15 protein-coding genes are annotated in these 16,991 nt (G+C 60.4%); 9 read left to right on the top strand and 6 right to left on the bottom strand.

Annotation, left to right across the window (positions count from 1 at the left end):
• Positions 1-11: 11 nt before the first annotated feature.
• Both PSH79_RS27170 and PSH79_RS27165 read right to left on the bottom strand, forming a co-directional pair.
• Positions 12-1,580 carry a phospholipase D family protein gene (locus PSH79_RS27170; protein ID WP_305440474.1) on the bottom strand — a complete coding sequence of 523 codons (1,569 nt, stop codon included), beginning with the start codon at positions 1,578-1,580 and terminating at the stop codon, positions 12-14.
• 60 nt (positions 1,581-1,640) lie between these two features.
• Positions 1,641-3,062 (bottom strand): PLP-dependent aminotransferase family protein, encoded by a 1,422-nt coding sequence (locus tag PSH79_RS27165; protein WP_305440473.1) that lies wholly within the window; start codon positions 3,060-3,062, stop codon positions 1,641-1,643.
• A 179-nt stretch (positions 3,063-3,241) separates the two neighbouring features.
• Between PSH79_RS27165 and PSH79_RS27160 the strand changes: the two genes are divergently transcribed.
• A complete protein-coding gene (locus PSH79_RS27160) occupies positions 3,242-3,487 on the top strand; it encodes a DUF1127 domain-containing protein (RefSeq protein ID WP_305440472.1) in 246 nt (81 codons plus the stop codon).
• Positions 3,488-3,550: 63 nt separating this feature from the next.
• On the opposite strand, the gene PSH79_RS27155 is transcribed toward PSH79_RS27160, so the two are convergent.
• A complete protein-coding gene (locus PSH79_RS27155; RefSeq protein WP_305444106.1) occupies positions 3,551-4,840 on the bottom strand; it encodes an FAD-binding oxidoreductase in 1,290 nt (429 codons plus the stop codon).
• 138 nt (positions 4,841-4,978) lie between these two features.
• Between PSH79_RS27155 and PSH79_RS27150 the strand changes: the two genes are divergently transcribed.
• Positions 4,979-5,332: a YkgJ family cysteine cluster protein gene (locus tag PSH79_RS27150; RefSeq protein WP_095187935.1), complete on the top strand. Its 354-nt coding sequence runs from the start codon at positions 4,979-4,981 to the stop codon at positions 5,330-5,332.
• A 139-nt stretch (positions 5,333-5,471) separates the two neighbouring features.
• On the opposite strand, the gene PSH79_RS27145 is transcribed toward PSH79_RS27150, so the two are convergent.
• Complete coding sequence (locus PSH79_RS27145; protein ID WP_010465173.1) at positions 5,472-5,960, bottom strand: Lrp/AsnC ligand binding domain-containing protein; 489 nt, start codon at positions 5,958-5,960, stop codon at positions 5,472-5,474.
• Positions 5,961-6,115: 155 nt separating this feature from the next.
• Between PSH79_RS27145 and dadA the strand changes: the two genes are divergently transcribed.
• From dadA to PSH79_RS27115, 6 genes are all read left to right on the top strand, one after another.
• Positions 6,116-7,420 carry a D-amino acid dehydrogenase gene (dadA, locus tag PSH79_RS27140; RefSeq protein ID WP_305440471.1) on the top strand — a complete coding sequence of 435 codons (1,305 nt, stop codon included), beginning with the start codon at positions 6,116-6,118 and terminating at the stop codon, positions 7,418-7,420.
• Positions 7,392-7,745, top strand: coding sequence for a RidA family protein (locus PSH79_RS27135; protein ID WP_305440470.1), 354 nt, complete (start codon positions 7,392-7,394; stop codon positions 7,743-7,745). Before dadA ends, PSH79_RS27135 begins: the two co-directional genes overlap by 29 nt.
• Before the next feature lie 95 nt (positions 7,746-7,840).
• Positions 7,841-8,914 carry an alanine racemase gene (alr, locus tag PSH79_RS27130; protein WP_305440469.1) on the top strand — a complete coding sequence of 358 codons (1,074 nt, stop codon included), beginning with the start codon at positions 7,841-7,843 and terminating at the stop codon, positions 8,912-8,914.
• 88 nt (positions 8,915-9,002) lie between these two features.
• Complete coding sequence (locus PSH79_RS27125) at positions 9,003-9,551, top strand: cupin domain-containing protein (RefSeq protein WP_305440468.1); 549 nt, start codon at positions 9,003-9,005, stop codon at positions 9,549-9,551.
• 182 nt (positions 9,552-9,733) lie between these two features.
• The gene (locus tag PSH79_RS27120) at positions 9,734-10,147 is read left to right on the top strand and encodes a cytochrome c5 family protein (RefSeq protein ID WP_064389547.1); all 414 of its coding nucleotides are present in this window, start codon (positions 9,734-9,736) and stop codon (positions 10,145-10,147) included.
• Between the two features lie 214 nt (positions 10,148-10,361).
• The gene (locus tag PSH79_RS27115; RefSeq protein WP_305440466.1) at positions 10,362-12,284 is read left to right on the top strand and encodes an acetyl-CoA hydrolase/transferase C-terminal domain-containing protein; all 1,923 of its coding nucleotides are present in this window, start codon (positions 10,362-10,364) and stop codon (positions 12,282-12,284) included.
• A gap of 127 nt (positions 12,285-12,411) precedes the next feature.
• Here PSH79_RS27115 and PSH79_RS27110 read toward each other — a convergent pair whose 3' ends face one another.
• Positions 12,412-12,984: a xanthine phosphoribosyltransferase gene (locus PSH79_RS27110; RefSeq protein ID WP_003229440.1), complete on the bottom strand. Its 573-nt coding sequence runs from the start codon at positions 12,982-12,984 to the stop codon at positions 12,412-12,414.
• Between the two features lie 57 nt (positions 12,985-13,041).
• Positions 13,042-15,051 carry a DNA helicase Rep gene (rep, locus tag PSH79_RS27105; RefSeq protein WP_206414469.1) on the bottom strand — a complete coding sequence of 670 codons (2,010 nt, stop codon included), beginning with the start codon at positions 15,049-15,051 and terminating at the stop codon, positions 13,042-13,044.
• A gap of 254 nt (positions 15,052-15,305) precedes the next feature.
• Here rep and PSH79_RS27100 point away from each other — a divergent pair, with 254 nt between their 5' ends.
• Positions 15,306-16,979: a bifunctional diguanylate cyclase/phosphodiesterase gene (locus PSH79_RS27100; RefSeq protein ID WP_305440465.1), complete on the top strand. Its 1,674-nt coding sequence runs from the start codon at positions 15,306-15,308 to the stop codon at positions 16,977-16,979.
• Positions 16,980-16,991: the final 12 nt, after the last annotated feature.

Here is a 16,991-nt window from a genome sequence, read left to right as displayed (position 1 = left end):
TCTTGCCGGGGCTACAGCATCCGCTCCAGGCCCACGGTAGTGCTGAACCACGCATTGAAGCGTCGCCACCAGCTCCCCGGCTCTTTGGTCAGCGTATGCATCTGGCCATTGTCCTCGGTGACCCAGACGATCTGCCCGTGCTCAAGTTTCGCCTCGTAACTCAGCGCTGGCGCCATGCCTTGCAGGGCCAGTTCGCGCACGTGCGCGGCCAATTCAGGGCTGTCCACCAGCACGCCGACTTCGGTGTTCCACAGCACCGAACGCGGGTCGAAGTTGAATGAGCCGATAAACGACTTCTGCCGATCGAAGATCATCGCCTTGCTGTGCAGGCTGGAGTCCGACCCGCGAAACGACTTGCTGTAAAAAATATGCGGACCGCTACCGCCACCGTCCCCAGGCTGGCGACGTAACTCGAACAGTTTCACTCCGTGCTCCAGCAGCGCCTTGCGATAAGGCGCATAACCGCCGTGAACCGCTGGCACATCGGTGGCTTCCAGCGAATTGGTCAGCAGGTTTACCGACACACCGGCATCGGCACGCCCGGTCAGGTAGACCAGCCCCGGCTGGCCCGGCACAAAATAGGCCGAGATCATGATCAGCTCTTTGCTGACACCCGTGAGTTCCGGCGCCAGTTGTGTGGTCAGGAGCAACTGCGGATCCGGTTCGCCCTTGGCCAGCACCTTGCTCGGCGCGTCCCACAGCGCCTGACTCCAGGCCCAGATCAGCTCTTTGCGCCAGATGTCCATGCGCGGTTCGGTTTTGAAGGTCATCAACTGCTGATACAGCGCGTGATTCTGCTTGCGGGTTTCTTCCAGTGATTCTTCCAGACGCGTGCGGGTGTTCTGCAGGTCCTTGGCCGAGGGTTTACTGGAGAGGAATTCTTCGATGGGTTTACTCAGGGCGCTGTTCCAGTACTGGTCGAAGCTGTGCCCGAGTTGCTCGGCCACGGGTCCCACGCTGAGCATGTCGATATCGGTGAAATTCAGATTCGGCTCGGCATCGAAATACTCGTCGCCCAGATTGCGCCCGCCGACGATGGCCACGCTGTTGTCCGCCAGCCACAATTTGTTGTGCATCCGTCGGTGTTGCAGTGACAGATTTAACAGGCGACCGGCCGCCCGCGTCGCGCCTGTGCTTCGCCCCAGATGCAGCGGGTTGAACAGGCGGATCTGGATCTGCGGATGCGCTGCCAGCGTGGCGATGATCTGGTCGAGGCCGTCGCTGGTGGTGTCGTCGAGCAGGATTCGCACGCGCACGCCACGATCTGCAGCCTTAAGCAACTCCTCCACCAGCATCCGCGTGCTGACGCCGTCGTGAACGATGTAGTACTGCAAGTCGAGGCTGCTCTGCGCATTGCGGATCAGCTCGGCGCGGGCAGTGAACGCCTCGGTGCTGTTGGACAGCAGGCGAAAACCGGAGCGGCCCTGATACGGCGCCGCTTGGGCCTGGATCGAGCGGCCGAAACCGGAGTCGGAGGCGGGCAATGCCTGGCTCGGTTCGCGCGGCACGTTGAGACTGGCGCAACCGCTCAGAAGCGCGGTGAGCATCAACAAAGCGAGTAGGGGCTGTCTGAGGCTCACGTAGGATCGTTCCGGTTGGCGGCAGGGATTGGCATTTGGATGCTGGCCACTGGAAAAAGGTCAGTCGGCTTCGGCCAGCAGTTTGATTGCTGCCGCGCCGACCTTGCGTACCGCCTCTTCTATTAGCGGTGTCGGTTTGGCAGCGTAGTTCATCCGCAGGCAATTGCGGTACTTGCCCGAGGCGGAAAAGATGCTGCCGACGGCAATCTGTACGCCTTGATCGTGCAGCGCACGATTGAGTTTCAGCGTGTCAAAACCCTCCGGCAATTCAACCCACAGCATGAAGCTTCCTTGCGGGCGGCTGGCGCGGGTTCCGGGAGGGAAGTAACGCGCGACCCAGTCGATCATCATGTCGCGATTACGCTGGTATTGCGTGCGCATCCGCCGCAAATGCGGTTCGAAGTGACCAGACTTAAGAAATTCGGCAATGGCGATCTGCGGCTGTGGCGCGGTGGAGCCAGTGCTGATGTATTTCATGTGCAGCACCCGCTCCAGATAACGCCCCGGCGCGACCCAGCCGATGCGCAGCCCTGGCGCGAGGGTTTTGGAAAACGAACTGCACAGCAACACGCGGCCGTCTTCGTCGAAGGATTTGATCGTGCGCGGGCGTGGGTAGGTGTAGGCCAATTCGCCATACACATCGTCTTCGATAATCGCTACATCGAAACGCTGTGCCAGGTTGAGCAGGGCGCGCTTGCGGGCCTCCGGCATGATGTAGCCGAGCGGGTTGTTGCAGTTGGGCGTGAGCTGAATGACTTTGATCGGCCATTGCTCCAGCGCCAGTTCCAGCGCTTCGAGGCTGATGCCGGTGAGCGGGTCGGTGGGGATTTCCAGGGCTTTCATGCCCAGCCCCTTGAGGGTCTGCATGGCCCCGTGGAAGCTCGGCGAATCCACCGCAACAATGTCGCCCGGCTCGCAGATCGCGTGGATGCTGGTCGACAGCGCTTCATGGCAACCGGTGGTGACGACCAGGTCGGCGGCGCTCAACTGACAGCCGGAATCGAGCATCAGCCGGGCGATCTGTTCGCGCAATTCGAGGGTACCGTGGATGTTGTCGTAATACAGGCCAGGCATGTCCTGGCGCCGGCTGATCCGCGCCAGTCCGCGCAGCAGCGGTTTCATGGTCGGCGAGGTGACGTCGGGCATGCCGCGACCGAGTTGCACTACATCCTTGCGCGGCACCGCGCGAATCAGCTCCAGCACCTGATCCCACTGCGAAATCTCCACCGGCCGCTGCGCTGGACGTCCGACGGCGGGCAGTTCCGGCAGTTCGCGACCGACGGGCACGAAATACCCGGACTTGGGTTTCGGTGTGGCCAAGCCGCTGTCTTCCAGCATGCGATAAGCCTGCTGCACCGTGCTGAGACTGACGCCGTGTTCGACGCTCAAGGCGCGCACCGACGGCAGCCTGTCACCCGGACGATAGAAGCCTTGTTCGATGCGGGTGCCGAGCAGTTCGGCGAGGTTCACATAAAGCGTCATGGCACTGCCTCGATGCAGGTGATTCTAAAAACCAGTACAGATGCGGCAAAAACCGACAATTCAGTGGCAGAAACAGCAAATCTGTATGGAGTTAATACAGATGAGTTGAATCTGTAATGCTTTTGCTGGCCCGCGCATCATGGAATCTCTGGCTACCCAAGTAAACAGGAGCGACAAAAATGAACGGCTTGAGCGATGTGCGGCTGACGTTACACAGTCAGGAACTGGCGGCAGAGCAGGAGGACAGTGCGTGGAATGCGGCCATGCGCAACGCGCCGTCCGGCCTGAGTCGCTGGGGCCTGATCTGGCATCGTCTGCACACGCGCAAAGCGTTGTTGGGGTTGACGGCTGATCAACTCAAGGATGTCGGGTTGACGCGTGAGCAAGCGCTGGAGGAGGGGTTGAAGCCTTTCTGGCGGATCTGACTCATTGAAATGTCCCCTGTAGGAGCTGCCGCAGGCTGCGGCAGCTCCTACAGGGGATCGACTTCAGACCAGCTCTTTCATCCGATGCCACAACATCCCTAGCGCAAGCAATGGCGAGCGCAAATGTTTGCCGCCCGGGAAGGTGATGTGCGGCACCTTGGCAAACAGATCAAAGCCGCTGCTGTGCTGGCCGCTGATCGCCTCGGCCAGTAACTTGCCCGCCAGGTGCGTGGCATTTACTCCATGACCGGAATACGCCTGGGCGTAATACACATTCGGCTGATCAGTGAGCCGGCCAATCTGCGGAAGGCGATTGGCGCCGATGCCAATCATCCCGCCCCACTGGAAATCAATCCTCACCCCGGCCAGTTGCGGAAATACTTCGAGCATTTTCGGTTGCATGTACGCGGCGATGTCCTTCGGATCGCGCCCCGAGTAATGGCAGGCGCCACCGAACAGCAAACGCCGATCCGCCGAGAGTCGGTAGTAGTCCAGTGCTACCCGCTGGTCACAGACCGCCATGTTCTGCGGCAAAAGGTTGTACGCCTGCTCTTCGCTCAAAGGCTCGGTAGCAATGATGTAGCTGCCCGCCGGCAGCACCTTGCCGCTGAGTTGCGGGTTGAGATCATTGAGGTAAGCGTTGCAGCCCAGCACCAGGGTCTTGGCGCGCACTGAGCCCTGCGCTGTATGAACTTTCACCTCGGGGCCGTAATCGATACGCGTCACCGCCGAATGCTCGAACAGTTTCACCCCCAATTGCTGCGCCGCCGCCGCTTCACCCAAGGCGAGATTCAACGGATGCAGATGCCCGGAACCCATGTCGATCAGTCCGCCGACGTAGCGTTTGGAGCCGACCACGGTGTGCATTTCATTGGCTTGCAGCAAGCGGGTTTCGTAGCGATAACCGAGACCGCGCAGCGCTTCGGCATCTTCGGCAAACCCTTCAAGGTCGGCAGGTTTGTTGGCGAGGTCGCAATAGCCCCAGGTCAGATCGCAGGCAATCTGGAATCGCTCGATGCGCTGGCGAACGATTTCCACTGCCTCCAGGCCCATGAGTTTCATCTGCCGCACGCCGTCGGCACCGATCACATTGGTGAATTGATCGAGCCCATGACCGACCCCACGAATCAACTGCCCACCATTACGCCCGCTGGCGCCCCAACCGATCTTGTGCGCTTCCAGCAACACCACGCTGAGGCCGCGCTCGGCCAGTTCCAGCGCAGTGTTCAGCCCCGAGAACCCGCCGCCAATCACGCACACGTCGGCAATCACTTCGCCTTGCAGCAGCGGATGATCCGGTTGCGGCAGGCTGCTGGCGGCGTAATAAGAGGCAACGTGAGGCATGAGCACCATCCAACGGCTAAGTGTCGAAAAAATTTGACGGAGCATAAGCCGCACGCGCGAGGTCGGGCAACACTGGTCGGCCTGCGGTGTCTGGATCATGCCTTTTGCGGCACAATTGCGGCCTATTTCACCTTGGTCACCGCTTCGATGAGCTGCAACAGCGAAAAAATCCGCACCCTGCGCCAGCAGATCCCCACATTCGATTGTGTGCCGGGCTGCCACGACTGCTGCGGGCCGGTGACCACCTCGCCCGAAGAGATGGCGCGTCTGCCGCGCAAGACCCGGGCCGAGCAGGATGCGGCAATGGAAGAGCTGAACTGTGTGCACCTGGGACCCAATGGCTGCACGGTGTATGGCGAGCGGCCGCTGATTTGCCGGTTGTTCGGGACGACGAAGACCTTGCCTTGCCCGAATGGGCGGGGGCCTGTGGAGCTGATTCATCCGAAGGTGGAGAAGCAGATTTTCGAGTACATGGCCGCGAATCGGCAGGTGTTGGTTTAGTTCGCTCTGAACCCAGACGATGCCATCGCTGGCAAGCCAGCTCCCACAGGTACGGCGGTGGATACAGATTTTGTGAACGCCACAAATCACTGTGGGAGCTGGCTTGCCAGCGATAGGGCCGGGTCAGGCCCACCAAATATCAATCCGGAATCGGCAGGCAGAGGCTCTCTTTCACCTCTTCCATCACGATATAGCTCTTGGACTCACGCACATGCGGCAACTTCAAAAGAATGTCGCCCAGCAGCTTGCGGTACGAGGCCATCTCGGAAATCCGCGCCTTCACCAGATAGTCGAAATCCCCTGATACCAAGTGACACTCCAGCACGTGAGGCAATTTCAGCACCGCGCGTCGGAACTCTTCGAAAGTGTCGCCGGATTTGTAGTCGAGGCTGATCTCGACGAACACCAAGAGACTACCCTTCAAGTGCTGCGGATTGAGCCGGGCGTTGTAGCCCATGATGATCCCCTCGCGCTCCAGCCTGCGCACCCGCTCGGTGCACGGCGTGGTGGAGAGACCGACTTTTTCCCCGAGTTCGGTAAAGGAAATCCGCCCGTCCGCCTGCAGGATCCGCAAAATATTGCGGTCGATCTTGTCCAGCTCACGTTTGGTCTGAGTGTTGGTACGCATAGGGGATGCGCCTCCGTGAAAAGGGTTTTTGCCGAGAATTGTCGCCAAATATAGGCGCTTATATAGTGAAAAGCACTGGCATTTATTTTTTACACTGCGCGCATCATTGCTCTAACAACAGACGTACGCGGCCCCGCCGCGATGAGGGATACAAAATGCGCGTAATGGTCTTGGGTAGCGGCGTCATCGGTACCGCCAGTGCTTATTATCTGGCCCGTGCCGGGTTTGAAGTGGTGGTGGTCGACCGGCAGCCAGCTGCGGCCATGGAGACCAGTTTCGCCAACGCCGGGCAGGTTTCGCCAGGCTATGCCTCGCCGTGGGCCGCGCCGGGCGTACCGCTCAAGGCCATCAAGTGGCTGCTGCAACGCCACGCACCGCTGGCGATCAAGGCCACCGCCGACATCGATCAATACCTGTGGATGGCGCAGATGCTGCGCAACTGCACCGCCAACCGTTACGCGGTGAACAAGGAGCGCATGGTGCGTCTGTCCGAGTACAGCCGCGACTGCCTCGACGAACTGCGCGCCGAAACCGGCATCGCCTACGAGGGTCGCAGCCTCGGTACCACGCAGTTGTTCCGCACCCAGGCGCAACTGGATAACGCCGCCAAGGACATCGCCGTCCTGAAAGAATCCGGTGTGCCGTTTGAAGTCCTCGACCGCGCCGGCATTGCCCGCGTCGAGCCAGCCTTGGCTGGCGTCACCGACATTCTCGCCGGTGCCCTGCGCCTGCCGAACGACCAGACCGGCGACTGCCAGATCTTCACCACCCGTCTCGCCGAAATGGCGGTGAAACTGGGCGTTGAATTCCGTTTTGGCCAAGACATCCAGAAGCTCGATTACGCCGGTGATCGCATCAACGGCGTGTGGATCGACGGCAAGCTGGAAACCGCCGACCGCTACGTCCTGGCCCTCGGCAGCTACTCGCCACAACTGCTCAAGCCGCTGGGCATCAAAGCCCCGGTGTATCCGCTGAAGGGTTACTCGCTGACCGTGCCGATCACCAACCCGGACATGGCTCCGACGTCGACCATTCTCGACGAGACCTACAAGGTTGCGATCACCCGTTTTGACAACCGCATCCGCGTGGGCGGCATGGCCGAAATCGCCGGTTTTGACCTGTCGCTTAATCCGCGTCGACGCGAAACCCTGGAGATGATCGTCAACGACCTTTATCCTCAGGGCGGCAATCTGGCCGAGGCGAGTTTCTGGACCGGCCTGCGTCCGACCACGCCGGACGGCACGCCGATCGTTGGCGCCACGCCGTTCAAGAACCTGTTCCTCAACACCGGCCACGGTACGCTCGGTTGGACCATGGCGTGCGGTTCCGGTCGTTTGCTGGCTGACCTGATGGCGAAGAAAAAGCCGCAGATCAGCGCCGAAGGCCTCGATATTTCCCGTTACGGCAACAAGCCACAGGAGTCCGCAAAACATGGCAATCCAGCGCCAGCTCACCAATGAGCGCATGAGTCAGATCGTCAGCCACAACGGTACGGTGTACCTGTCCGGGCAGGTCGGTGACGACTTCGACGCCGGGATTGAACAGCAGACCCGCGAAGTGCTCGCCAATATCGAGCGCTTGCTGGATCTGGCCGGGACTGACAAACAGCATTTGCTTTCGGCGACGATCTACCTGAACGACATCGAGGCGCACTTCGCCGGGATGAACTCGGTGTGGGATCAGTGGTTGCCCAAAGGCGCCGCCCCGGCCCGTGCCACTGTTGAAGCGAAGATGGCCAAGCCGAGCATCCTGGTTGAAATCTCTATCGTCGCTGCGCTGCCGTAACACGTAGTAAAGATCCCTCTCCCGGTGCTGTTGGCGGTTCACGCCGTCAGCCAGTGCCGGTTTTTCTTCCCATGACCGCCTAGAAGTCTGCCGCCATGCGTCCTGCCCGTGCCCTGATCGACCTCCAAGCCCTGCGTCACAACTACCGAATTGCCCGCGAAGTCACCGGTGCCAAGGCGCTGGCAGTGATCAAGGCCGATGCTTACGGCCATGGTGCGGTGCGCTGCGCCCAGGCGCTGGAAGCCGAGGCCGACGGCTTTGCTGTCGCTTGCATCGAAGAAGCTTTGGAGCTGCGCGCCGCCGGCATTCGTGCCCCGGTGTTGTTGCTTGAAGGGATTTTCGAGGCCGATGAGCTGGCGCTGATTGTCGAGCATGATCTCTGGTGTGTGGTGCATTCGCTGTGGCAGCTCGAAGCGATCGAGCAAGCAGCGCTGAGCAAACCGATCACCGTGTGGCTGAAGCTCGACTCCGGCATGCACCGCGTCGGTTTGCATCCGAAGGATTACCAGGCGGCCTATCAACGGCTGCTGGCCAGCGGCAAGGTGGCGAAGATCGTGCTGATGAGCCACTTCGCCCGCGCCGATGAATTGCACGCGCAGAGCAGCGCCGATCAGGTCGCAGTGTTTGAAGCCGCGCGCCAGGGCCTCGCCGCCGAGGTCAGCCTGCGCAACTCGCCGGCCGTGCTGGGGTGGCCGCAGATCCACAGCGACTGGGTGCGCCCGGGCATCATGCTCTATGGCGCGACGCCGTTCGAAGAAGCCAACGCGGTGGCCGAGCGCCTGCAACCGGTGATGACGCTGGAATCGAAAGTGATCTGCGTGCGTGAGTTGCCGGCCGGCGAACCGGTGGGTTACGGCGCGAAATTCATCACCGACAAGCCGATGCGCATCGGCGTGGTTGCCATGGGGTATGCCGACGGCTATCCGCGTCAGGCACCGACCGGTACGCCGGTGCTGGTGGCCGGCCAACGCAGCCGCATTATCGGCCGCGTGTCGATGGACATGCTGTGTATCGACCTCACCGATGTGCCTGAGGCGGGGCTGGGTTCGACTGTCGAGCTGTGGGGCAAAAATATCCTCGCCAGCGAGGTGGCGAAGTGGGCGGACACCATTCCGTACCAGATCTTCTGCAACCTGCGTCGAGTGCCAAGGCTCTATTCCGAGGGTTAAGGCCGCTGCGGAGCCCACGTGTTGTAAATACTGAACGCTGTCGCCATGATAACGCTCAATCTTCTTACAACATCAGGAGGCTCCCGCCTTGGACGTCGGTGAACGACTGCAATCGATCCGCAAGCTCAAAGGGCTTTCCCAGCGTGAACTCGCCAAGCGCGCGGGCGTCACCAACAGCACCATTTCGATGATCGAAAAGAACAGCGTCAGCCCTTCGATCAGTTCGCTGAGGAAGGTTCTTGGCGGGATTCCCATGTCCATGGTCGAGTTCTTTTCCGAAGAAATACTCCAGGAAATACCGACCCAGATCGTCTACAAGGCCAACGAGCTGATCGACATTTCCGACGGCGCCGTGACCATGAAGCTGGTCGGCCGCGCGCACCCGAGCCGCGCTATCGCCTTCCTCAACGAAATTTACCCACCGGGCGCCGACACTGGCGAAGAAATGCTCACCCACGAGGGCGAGGAAACCGGGATCCTGGTGGAAGGTCGTCTGGAATTGGTGGTGGGCCTTGAAACTTTTATTCTCGAAGCTGGCGATAGCTACTATTTTGAAAGTACCAAGCCGCATCGTTTCCGGAATCCGTTCGATACACCGGCGCGACTAATCAGCGCAGCAACACCGGCAAATTTTTAAACAAAGAGACGCCAAGCCATAACGGCGAAGGCATCCGAACCGTTTTTCCACAGCGCGGTATAACCCCTTTGTCTATGGGGTTGTTTCAGAGTGGCGGGCTACCCGCTATACTTGCGCCCGCCTGCGAACCGTGGCCGCAGGCGTGAATAGCCACCATTGAGGGTGAACGCGTGAACCTAATTATGAAAATGCTGGCCGCACCAGCAACCGTACTGGCCCTCTGGGCTGTCAGCGCTCAAGCTGCGACGAATGACGACATTGCCAAACGCCTGGAGCCGGTCGGCCAGGTGTGCGTTCAGGGTCAGGAATGCAAGGGGATGGAAGTGGCTGCAACTGCTGGCGGTGGTGATGCCAAGACTCCAGACTCAATCATTGCCAAACATTGCAACGCTTGCCATGGCTCCGGCCTTTTAGGCGCGCCGAAAATCGGTGACACTGCCGCCTGGAAAGAACGCGCTGATCACCAAGGCGGCCTCGACGGCATCTTGGCCAAGGCCATCACCGGCATCAACGCCATGCCCCCTAAAGGCACCTGTGCCGATTGCACCGACGCCGATCTGAAAGGCGCAATCGAGAAGATGTCTGGCCTGAAATAAGGCGCGCTTCTGACGAAAAAAAACCGTCTTCGGACGGTTTTTTTGTGCCCGCAGTTCAAGAGTCCCTCATCGGAACGCTGCCCGCCCGGCCCTCTCCTGAAGGCATAAACCCCATATCGCAAACGACACCAATTCAGACCGCAGGCTGTTCATTGCAGCAAAGTCGAGGCAAGCTCGGTCTACCTCTATTCACGGAACGGGCGGGAGGCTTCAGATGGTGCAGTTGTGTTCGATCGAACAGGCAGTGGACGACGTGCTCGCGCGGTTGCCGGTGCATATCCACATGGGCTTGCCGCTGGGGTTGGGCAAACCCAACCACTTCGTCAACGCGCTGTACCGGCGAGTCAAAGAGCTGCCCGAGCGGCAACTGACGGTCTACACCGCCCTGTGCCTTGGCCGGCCGAATCTTGGCGACGGTTTGCAGAAACGCTTTATCGAGCCTTTCGTGGAGCGCATCTTCGGCGATTACCCGGAGTTCGATTTCCTCGCCGACCTGCAACGCGACACCCTGCCCGCCAACATCCGAATCCAGCAGTTCTTCATGCAGCCCGGTAGCCTGCTCAACAGTGCGCCGGCCCAGCAGGATTACGTCAGCAGCAATTACAGCCACGCCGCCCGCGACATCAACGCCGCCGGCCTGAACCTTGTGGCGCAACTGCTCGCCAGCAGCAGCGAGCATCCCGACCGTCTGAGCCTGAGTTGCAACCCGGACATCACCCTCGACCTGTTGCCGATGATCGCCAAGCGCCGCGACGCCGGGGAGACCATTCTGCTGGTCGGCCAGGTACACAGCGATCTGCCGTACATGCCCGGCGACGCCGAGGTCGATATCGACACGTTCGACCTGCTGATCGACGAAAAGGACAGCAGCACGCTGTTTTCCACGCCAAACATGCCGGTGGGGTTTCAGGATCATTTCATCGGTCTGCACGCCAGCACCCTGGTGCGCGACGGCGGCACGTTGCAGATCGGTATCGGCTCGATGGGCGATGCGCTGACCGCCGCATTGCTGGCCCGCCAGGCCGATAACGCCGGGTATCAAGCGTTACTCGCCGACGTGAACCTCAGCCAGTGGGCGCAATTGATCGAGCGCGAGGGCGGCACCGCGCCGTTCGCCAAAGGCCTGTACGGTTGCAGCGAAATGTTCGTCAACGGCCTGCTGGTGCTGGCGGACGCGGGAATTATCCGGCGCAAGGTCTATCCGGATGTGCCGACCCAGGAGCAGGCCAACGCGGGCACCCTCGACGAGGCGGCGCAGACTGACGGCATCTCGGTGCACGGCGGTTTCTTCCTCGGCCCGCGCAGCTTTTACGAGCGCTTGCGCGAGTTGCCGCAGGACAAACGCCTCGAATTCAACATGACCCGCATCAGCTATATCAACGAGCTGTACGGTCAGGAAGAGTTGAAGCGCTTGCAGCGCCTTGATGCGCGGTTCATCAACACCGTGTTCACCATGACCCTGCTTGGCGCAGGCGTGGCGGACCAACTGGAAGACGGGCGGGTGCTCAGCGGCGTCGGCGGGCAGTACAACTTTGTTGCCCAGGGCCATGCGCTGCACGGTGCCCGTTCGGTTCTGATTCTGCGCAGTTGGCGCGAGTCCGGCGGCGACGTCAGCTCGAATATCGTTTGGGAATACGGCCACTGCACCATCCCCCGGCACCTGCGCGATATCGTTGTCACCGAGTACGGCATTGCCGATCTGCGCGGCAAAACCGACGCGGCGGTGATCGAGGCATTGTTGAATATCAGCGACTCACGCTTCCAGCCGGGGCTGATCGAGCAGGCGCAGAAGGTCGGCAAACTGCCGAAGGATTTCCGCCTCGATCCGCGTTTTGCCGAGAACACGCCGCAACGCTTGCAGGCGATTGCTGCGCGGCATCCGAACCTGTTTCCGGAATATCCGCTGGGCTGTGATTTCACCGCGATTGAAAGGGATCTGTTGCGGGCGCTGAACTGGCTGAAGAGCAAATTCAAGCTGACCGAGATTCTCGAGTTGGGCAAGGCTGCGCTCGATGCACCGCAGGCTTCGTTGTATCCCGAGCATCTGGAGCGGATGCAACTGACCAACCCGGAAGGTCTTAAGGAAGACCTGTTCCAGCGGCTGCTACTCTCCGGCCTGAAGGCCACCGCGCAATAACGGTCTACCGCAAACCTGTAGGAGCTGCGGCACGCTGCGATCTTTTGATGTTGATTCTAAAAATCAGATCAAAAGATCGCAGCCTCGTTTCACTCGACAGCTCCTACAGGTGGTCTGCGGGGTGGGGTTACTCGATGAAGGTAACCACGCCATCCTTCAGCGATTTCACGCGCGCCAGCGACTCAACGCGGTAACCCTGCGAATCCAGCTCGGCACGGCCGCCCTGGAACGACTTCTCGATCACAATGCCCAGGCCGGCGACGGTGGCGCCAGCCTGCTTGATGATCGAGATCAGCGCCTGGGACGCCTTACCGTTGGCCAAAAAGTCATCGATGATCAGCACGCGGTCGCTGCTGGTCAGGTGACGCGGGGAAATGGCCACGGTGCTTTCGGTCTTTTTGGTGAACGAATAAACGGTCGCCGACAGCAGGTTTTCGGTCAGGGTCAGGGACTGTTGCTTGCGGGCGAAGATCACCGGCACGCCGAGGTTCAGACCGGTCATGATCGCCGGGGCAATGCCCGAGGCTTCGATGGTGACGATCTTGGTGATGCCCGAATCCTTGAACAGCGTGGCGAATTCGTCGCCGATCAGCTTCATCAGGGCCGGGTCGATCTGGTGGTTCAGGAAGGCGTCGACCTTCAGGACCTGGTCGGAAAGCACGATGCCTTGTTCGCGGATTTTCTGGTGCAATGCTTCCATGAAGCTGTCCTCATTTGGCGCCTTGTGCGCCGAAGGTCTAGTAAAAAGTGGTCAATTCTAGCGCTTTAACATCGCGCGTATATCGGCCAATGCGTTGTTGCCGCGCACGGCTTTGACTTCGGTCGGTGTGTCGTCGTTGCCTTCCCACGCCAGATCGTCCGGCGGCAGCTCATCGAGGAAGCGGCTTGGCGCGCAATCGATGATCTCGCCGTACTGCTTGCGCTTGGCGGCGAAGGTGAAGGCCAGGGTCTGACGTGCGCGGGTAATGCCCACGTAGGCCAGGCGGCGCTCTTCTTCGATGGTGTCGGCTTCGATGCTGGAACGGTGCGGGAGGATTTCTTCTTCCATGCCCATGATGAACACGTAAGGGAATTCCAGACCCTTGGACGCATGCAGCGTCATCATCTGCACGCCTTCGGCGCCGTCCTCTTCTTCCTGCTGACGTTCCAGCATGTCGCGCAGGACCAGTTTGCCAATGGCGTCCTCGACGGTCATTTCGCCTTCTTCGTCCTTTTCGAGGGTGTTTTTCAACGCCTCGATCAGGAACCAGACGTTGCTCATCCGGTAGTCGGCAGCCTTGTCGCTGGAGCTGTTGGTGCGCAGCCAGTTCTCGTAGTCGATGTCCATGACCATGCTGCGCAGCGCCGAGATCGGGTCTTCGCCGGCGCACTGCTCGCGCACCTTGTCCATGAAGCGCTTGAAGCGCGACAGGCGATCGGTGAAGCGGCTGTCCAGATGCTCGCCCAGACCGATTTCGTCGGTGGCGGCGTACATCGAGATCTTGCGTTCGGTGGCGTAGTTGCCGAGTTTTTCCAAAGTGGTCGAGCCGATCTCGCGGCGCGGCACGTTGATCACCCGCAGGAAGGCGTTGTCGTCGTCCGGGTTCACGATCAGACGGAAGTAGGCCATCAGGTCTTTTACTTCCTGGCGGCCGAAGAAGCTGTTACCGCCGCTCAGGCGATACGGCACCTGGTGATGCTGCAACTTCAGCTCGATCAGTTTGGCCTGGTAGTTACCGCGATAGAGGATCGCAAAATCGCTGTACGGCCGGTCGGTGCGCAAGTGCAGGCTGAGAATTTCCATGGCCACGCGCTCGGCTTCGGCGTCCTCGTTGCGGCAGCGGATCACGCGGATCTCGTCACCGTGGCCCATCTCACTCCACAGCTGCTTTTCGAATTCGTGCGGATTGTTCGAGATCAGCACGTTGGCGCAACGCAGAATGCGGCTGGTGGAGCGGTAGTTCTGCTCGAGCATCACCACTTTCAGGGACGGATAGTCGTCCTTGAGCAGCATCAGGTTTTCCGGCCGCGCGCCGCGCCAGGCGTAGATCGACTGGTCGTCGTCGCCCACCACGGTGAACTGGTTGCGCTTGCCGATGAGCATCTTCACCAGCAGGTATTGGCTGGCGTTGGTGTCCTGGTATTCGTCGACAAGCAGATAGCGAACCTTGTTCTGCCACTTTTCGAGGATGTCGGCGTGCTCTTCGAAGAGTTTTACCGGCAACAGGATCAGGTCGTCGAAGTCCACTGCGTTGAACGCCTTGAGCGTGCGCTGATAGTGGGTGTAGACGATGGCGGCGGTCTGCTCTTTCGGGTTACGCGCGTTTTCCAGTGCCTGCGGCGGCAGGATCAGGTCGTTTTTCCAGGCGCCGATCATGTTCTTGATCTCGTCGACGCCGTCGTCGCCCGCGTATTCCTTCTGCATGATGTCGGTCATCAGCGCCTTGACATCCGTCTCGTCAAAGATCGAGAAACCGGGTTTGTAGCCCAGCCGCGCGTGTTCCTTGCGGATGATGTTCAGGCCCAGGTTGTGGAAGGTACAGACCGTCAGGCCGCGACCTTCGCCGGCACGCAGCAGGGTGCCGACCCGTTCCTTCATCTCGCGCGCGGCCTTGTTGGTGAAGGTCATGGCGACGATGTACTGGGCGCGGATGCCACAGTTCTGGATCAGGTGCGCGATTTTGCGCGTGATCACGCTGGTCTTGCCGGAGCCAGCACCGGCGAGCACCAATAGAGGGCCGCCGACGTAGTTCACGGCTTCTTGCTGCCGGGGATTGAGTCGGGACATACGAAAATTCGGGAGTCGTTGACGAAATGGGCCGGCATTTTAACAGGCTGAGCGATTTGTGCTGCTCTGTCCGACTTGTGACGCACCACGCGATTCAAATTTGCCGGTTTTGTTACTTTCACGCAGGATGCGTGGAGATTTTGCGGCTAATGTTCTCATTCGTGACACAAGATAACGTTCTGATAATCGTTGTCATTGAACATCGCAACGGCATAATGCCCCGCCCACATCATTGCAGAGTCTAGGGAGCTAGCTTGTCTACGCCTGTCGAACCCTTGCGTTTGCTGCTACTGGCCGAAGAGCCAGCGTGGACAGCGTTATTGCGCAAGTGTCTGGCTCCGATGGGGAGCGCGGCGGTGCTGATCAGCGCGCCGAGCTGGGAGTCGGTCAGCAGTTTGTTCGAAGACAACCGCCACGCGGTGCTGTTGACCCTTCCCGCCTTGCAACCGGCCCCGGGCCGCTGCAGTTTGCCGACGGTGTTGCTGCTGGATCACGAGCCGGCCACCGCGCCCGTTGGCGTCAGCGACTGGCTGGTGTTCGACGCCCTCGACGCCGATATGCTCCGCCGTTGCCTGCGCCATGTGCGTGAGCGCGGCGTGCTGGAAAATACCCTGCAACGCCTTGCCGAACAGGATCCGCTGACCGGCATCGCCAACCGCCAGGGTTTCCAGACCTTGCTGGCGGCGCGCCTCGCGGAAAACGACGGCCGTGGCCTTGCGCTCGGGCATCTTGATCTCGATAACTTCCGCCATGCTAACGACGCCCTCGGTCATCAGGCTGGCGACCGCTTGATTCTGCAAGTCGTCGCACGGCTGAAAAGCCAGCTCGAGGCCGGTGATCAACTGGCGCGGCTGGGCAGCGACGAATTTGCCCTGCTGATCGACACTCGCCGCGCACCGCAACGCGCTGAGTGGATGGCCGAACGGATTACCGAAGCCTTGGCCGAACCTTACTGGGTCGATGGCGAAAGCCTGCTGATCGGCTCCAGTCTCGGCATCGCCCATGCCCGCGCACAGGGTGGCGCCGATCCGCTGATGTGGCACGCGCATATCGCCATGCAGCAGGCGAAAAGCACCCAGGGCTGCACTTTTCATATCTTCAACGAACGCATCAACCGCAACGCGCGGAGCATGGCCGACCTCGAAAGCGAACTGCGCCGGGCCTTGCGTCGCGATGAACTGGAACTGCATTACCAGCCACGGCTGAATCTCGAAGACGGCCAGATTGTCGGCCTCGAAGCCTTGGTGCGCTGGCGCCATGGCGAACGCGGGCTGCTGCCGCCTAGCGAGTTCGTGCCGCTGGCCGAGCAGAGCGGTCTGATCGTACCGCTGGGTTACTGGGTGATTTCCCGGGCCCTGCGCGATATGCAGGCTTTGCGTGAGCGCGGGCTGCCGGCGCTGCACATGGCGATCAACCTGTCATTCCGCCAGTTTCAAGACAGCCAGTTGCTGCCGACCCTCAGTCGGTTGATTGCCGAGCGTGGCGTCGAGGCGCAGTGGCTGGAGTTCGAATTGACCGAAACCGCTGTCATGCGCCGCAGTGATCTGGTCAAGCAGACCATGGACGCCCTCGGCCGCCTCGGCGTGCGTTTTTCTCTGGATGATTTCGGCACCGGATTCTCGTCATTCGTACACCTCAACAGCCTGCCGATCACTTTGCTGAAGATCGACAAGAGCTTTGTCGGTGGCATGGAACAGCGCGAAGAGAACCGCAAACTGGTGCACGCGATGATCAACCTCGCGCACAACCTGCATCTGGAAGTAGTGGCTGAAGGGGTGGAAACCCCGGAACAGCTGGAACTGCTGCGTGGCTTTGGTTGCGATCAGGTGCAGGGGTACCTGATCAGCAAGCCGCTGCCGTTGGCGGAGCTGGTGGAGTACCTGACCTTCGGATCGAGTCAGCACCCAGCACTGGAAGTCGTGAGCTAACGCCATAACTCA

It is taken from the genome of Pseudomonas sp. FP2196, assembly GCF_030687715.1.
Classification (GTDB): Bacteria; Pseudomonadota; Gammaproteobacteria; order Pseudomonadales; family Pseudomonadaceae; genus Aquipseudomonas.
The sequence above is the reverse complement of the archived record's forward strand: the minus strand, read 5'-3'. Positions and strand labels throughout refer to the sequence as shown.

Excerpts from the sequence above, each read along its gene's own strand:
- PSH79_RS27135 (WP_305440470.1), top strand. The coding sequence starts at position 7,392 with ATGGCAATCCAGCGCCAGCTCACCAATGAGCGCATGAGTCAGATCGTC.
- dadA (WP_305440471.1), top strand. The coding sequence starts at position 6,116 with ATGCGCGTAATGGTCTTGGGTAGCGGCGTCATCGGTACCGCCAGTGCT.
- PSH79_RS27110 (WP_003229440.1), bottom strand. The coding sequence starts at position 12,984 with ATGGAAGCATTGCACCAGAAAATCCGCGAACAAGGCATCGTGCTTTCC.
- PSH79_RS27160 (WP_305440472.1), top strand. The coding sequence starts at position 3,242 with ATGAACGGCTTGAGCGATGTGCGGCTGACGTTACACAGTCAGGAACTG.
- PSH79_RS27155 (WP_305444106.1), bottom strand. The coding sequence starts at position 4,840 with ATGGTGCTCATGCCTCACGTTGCCTCTTATTACGCCGCCAGCAGCCTG.
- PSH79_RS27115 (WP_305440466.1), top strand. The coding sequence starts at position 10,362 with ATGGTGCAGTTGTGTTCGATCGAACAGGCAGTGGACGACGTGCTCGCG.
- alr (WP_305440469.1), top strand. The coding sequence starts at position 7,841 with ATGCGTCCTGCCCGTGCCCTGATCGACCTCCAAGCCCTGCGTCACAAC.
- PSH79_RS27120 (WP_064389547.1), top strand. The coding sequence starts at position 9,734 with ATGAAAATGCTGGCCGCACCAGCAACCGTACTGGCCCTCTGGGCTGTC.
- rep (WP_206414469.1), bottom strand. The coding sequence starts at position 15,051 with ATGTCCCGACTCAATCCCCGGCAGCAAGAAGCCGTGAACTACGTCGGC.
- PSH79_RS27145 (WP_010465173.1), bottom strand. The coding sequence starts at position 5,960 with ATGCGTACCAACACTCAGACCAAACGTGAGCTGGACAAGATCGACCGC.
- PSH79_RS27150 (WP_095187935.1), top strand. The coding sequence starts at position 4,979 with ATGAGCTGCAACAGCGAAAAAATCCGCACCCTGCGCCAGCAGATCCCC.
- PSH79_RS27165 (WP_305440473.1), bottom strand. The coding sequence starts at position 3,062 with ATGACGCTTTATGTGAACCTCGCCGAACTGCTCGGCACCCGCATCGAA.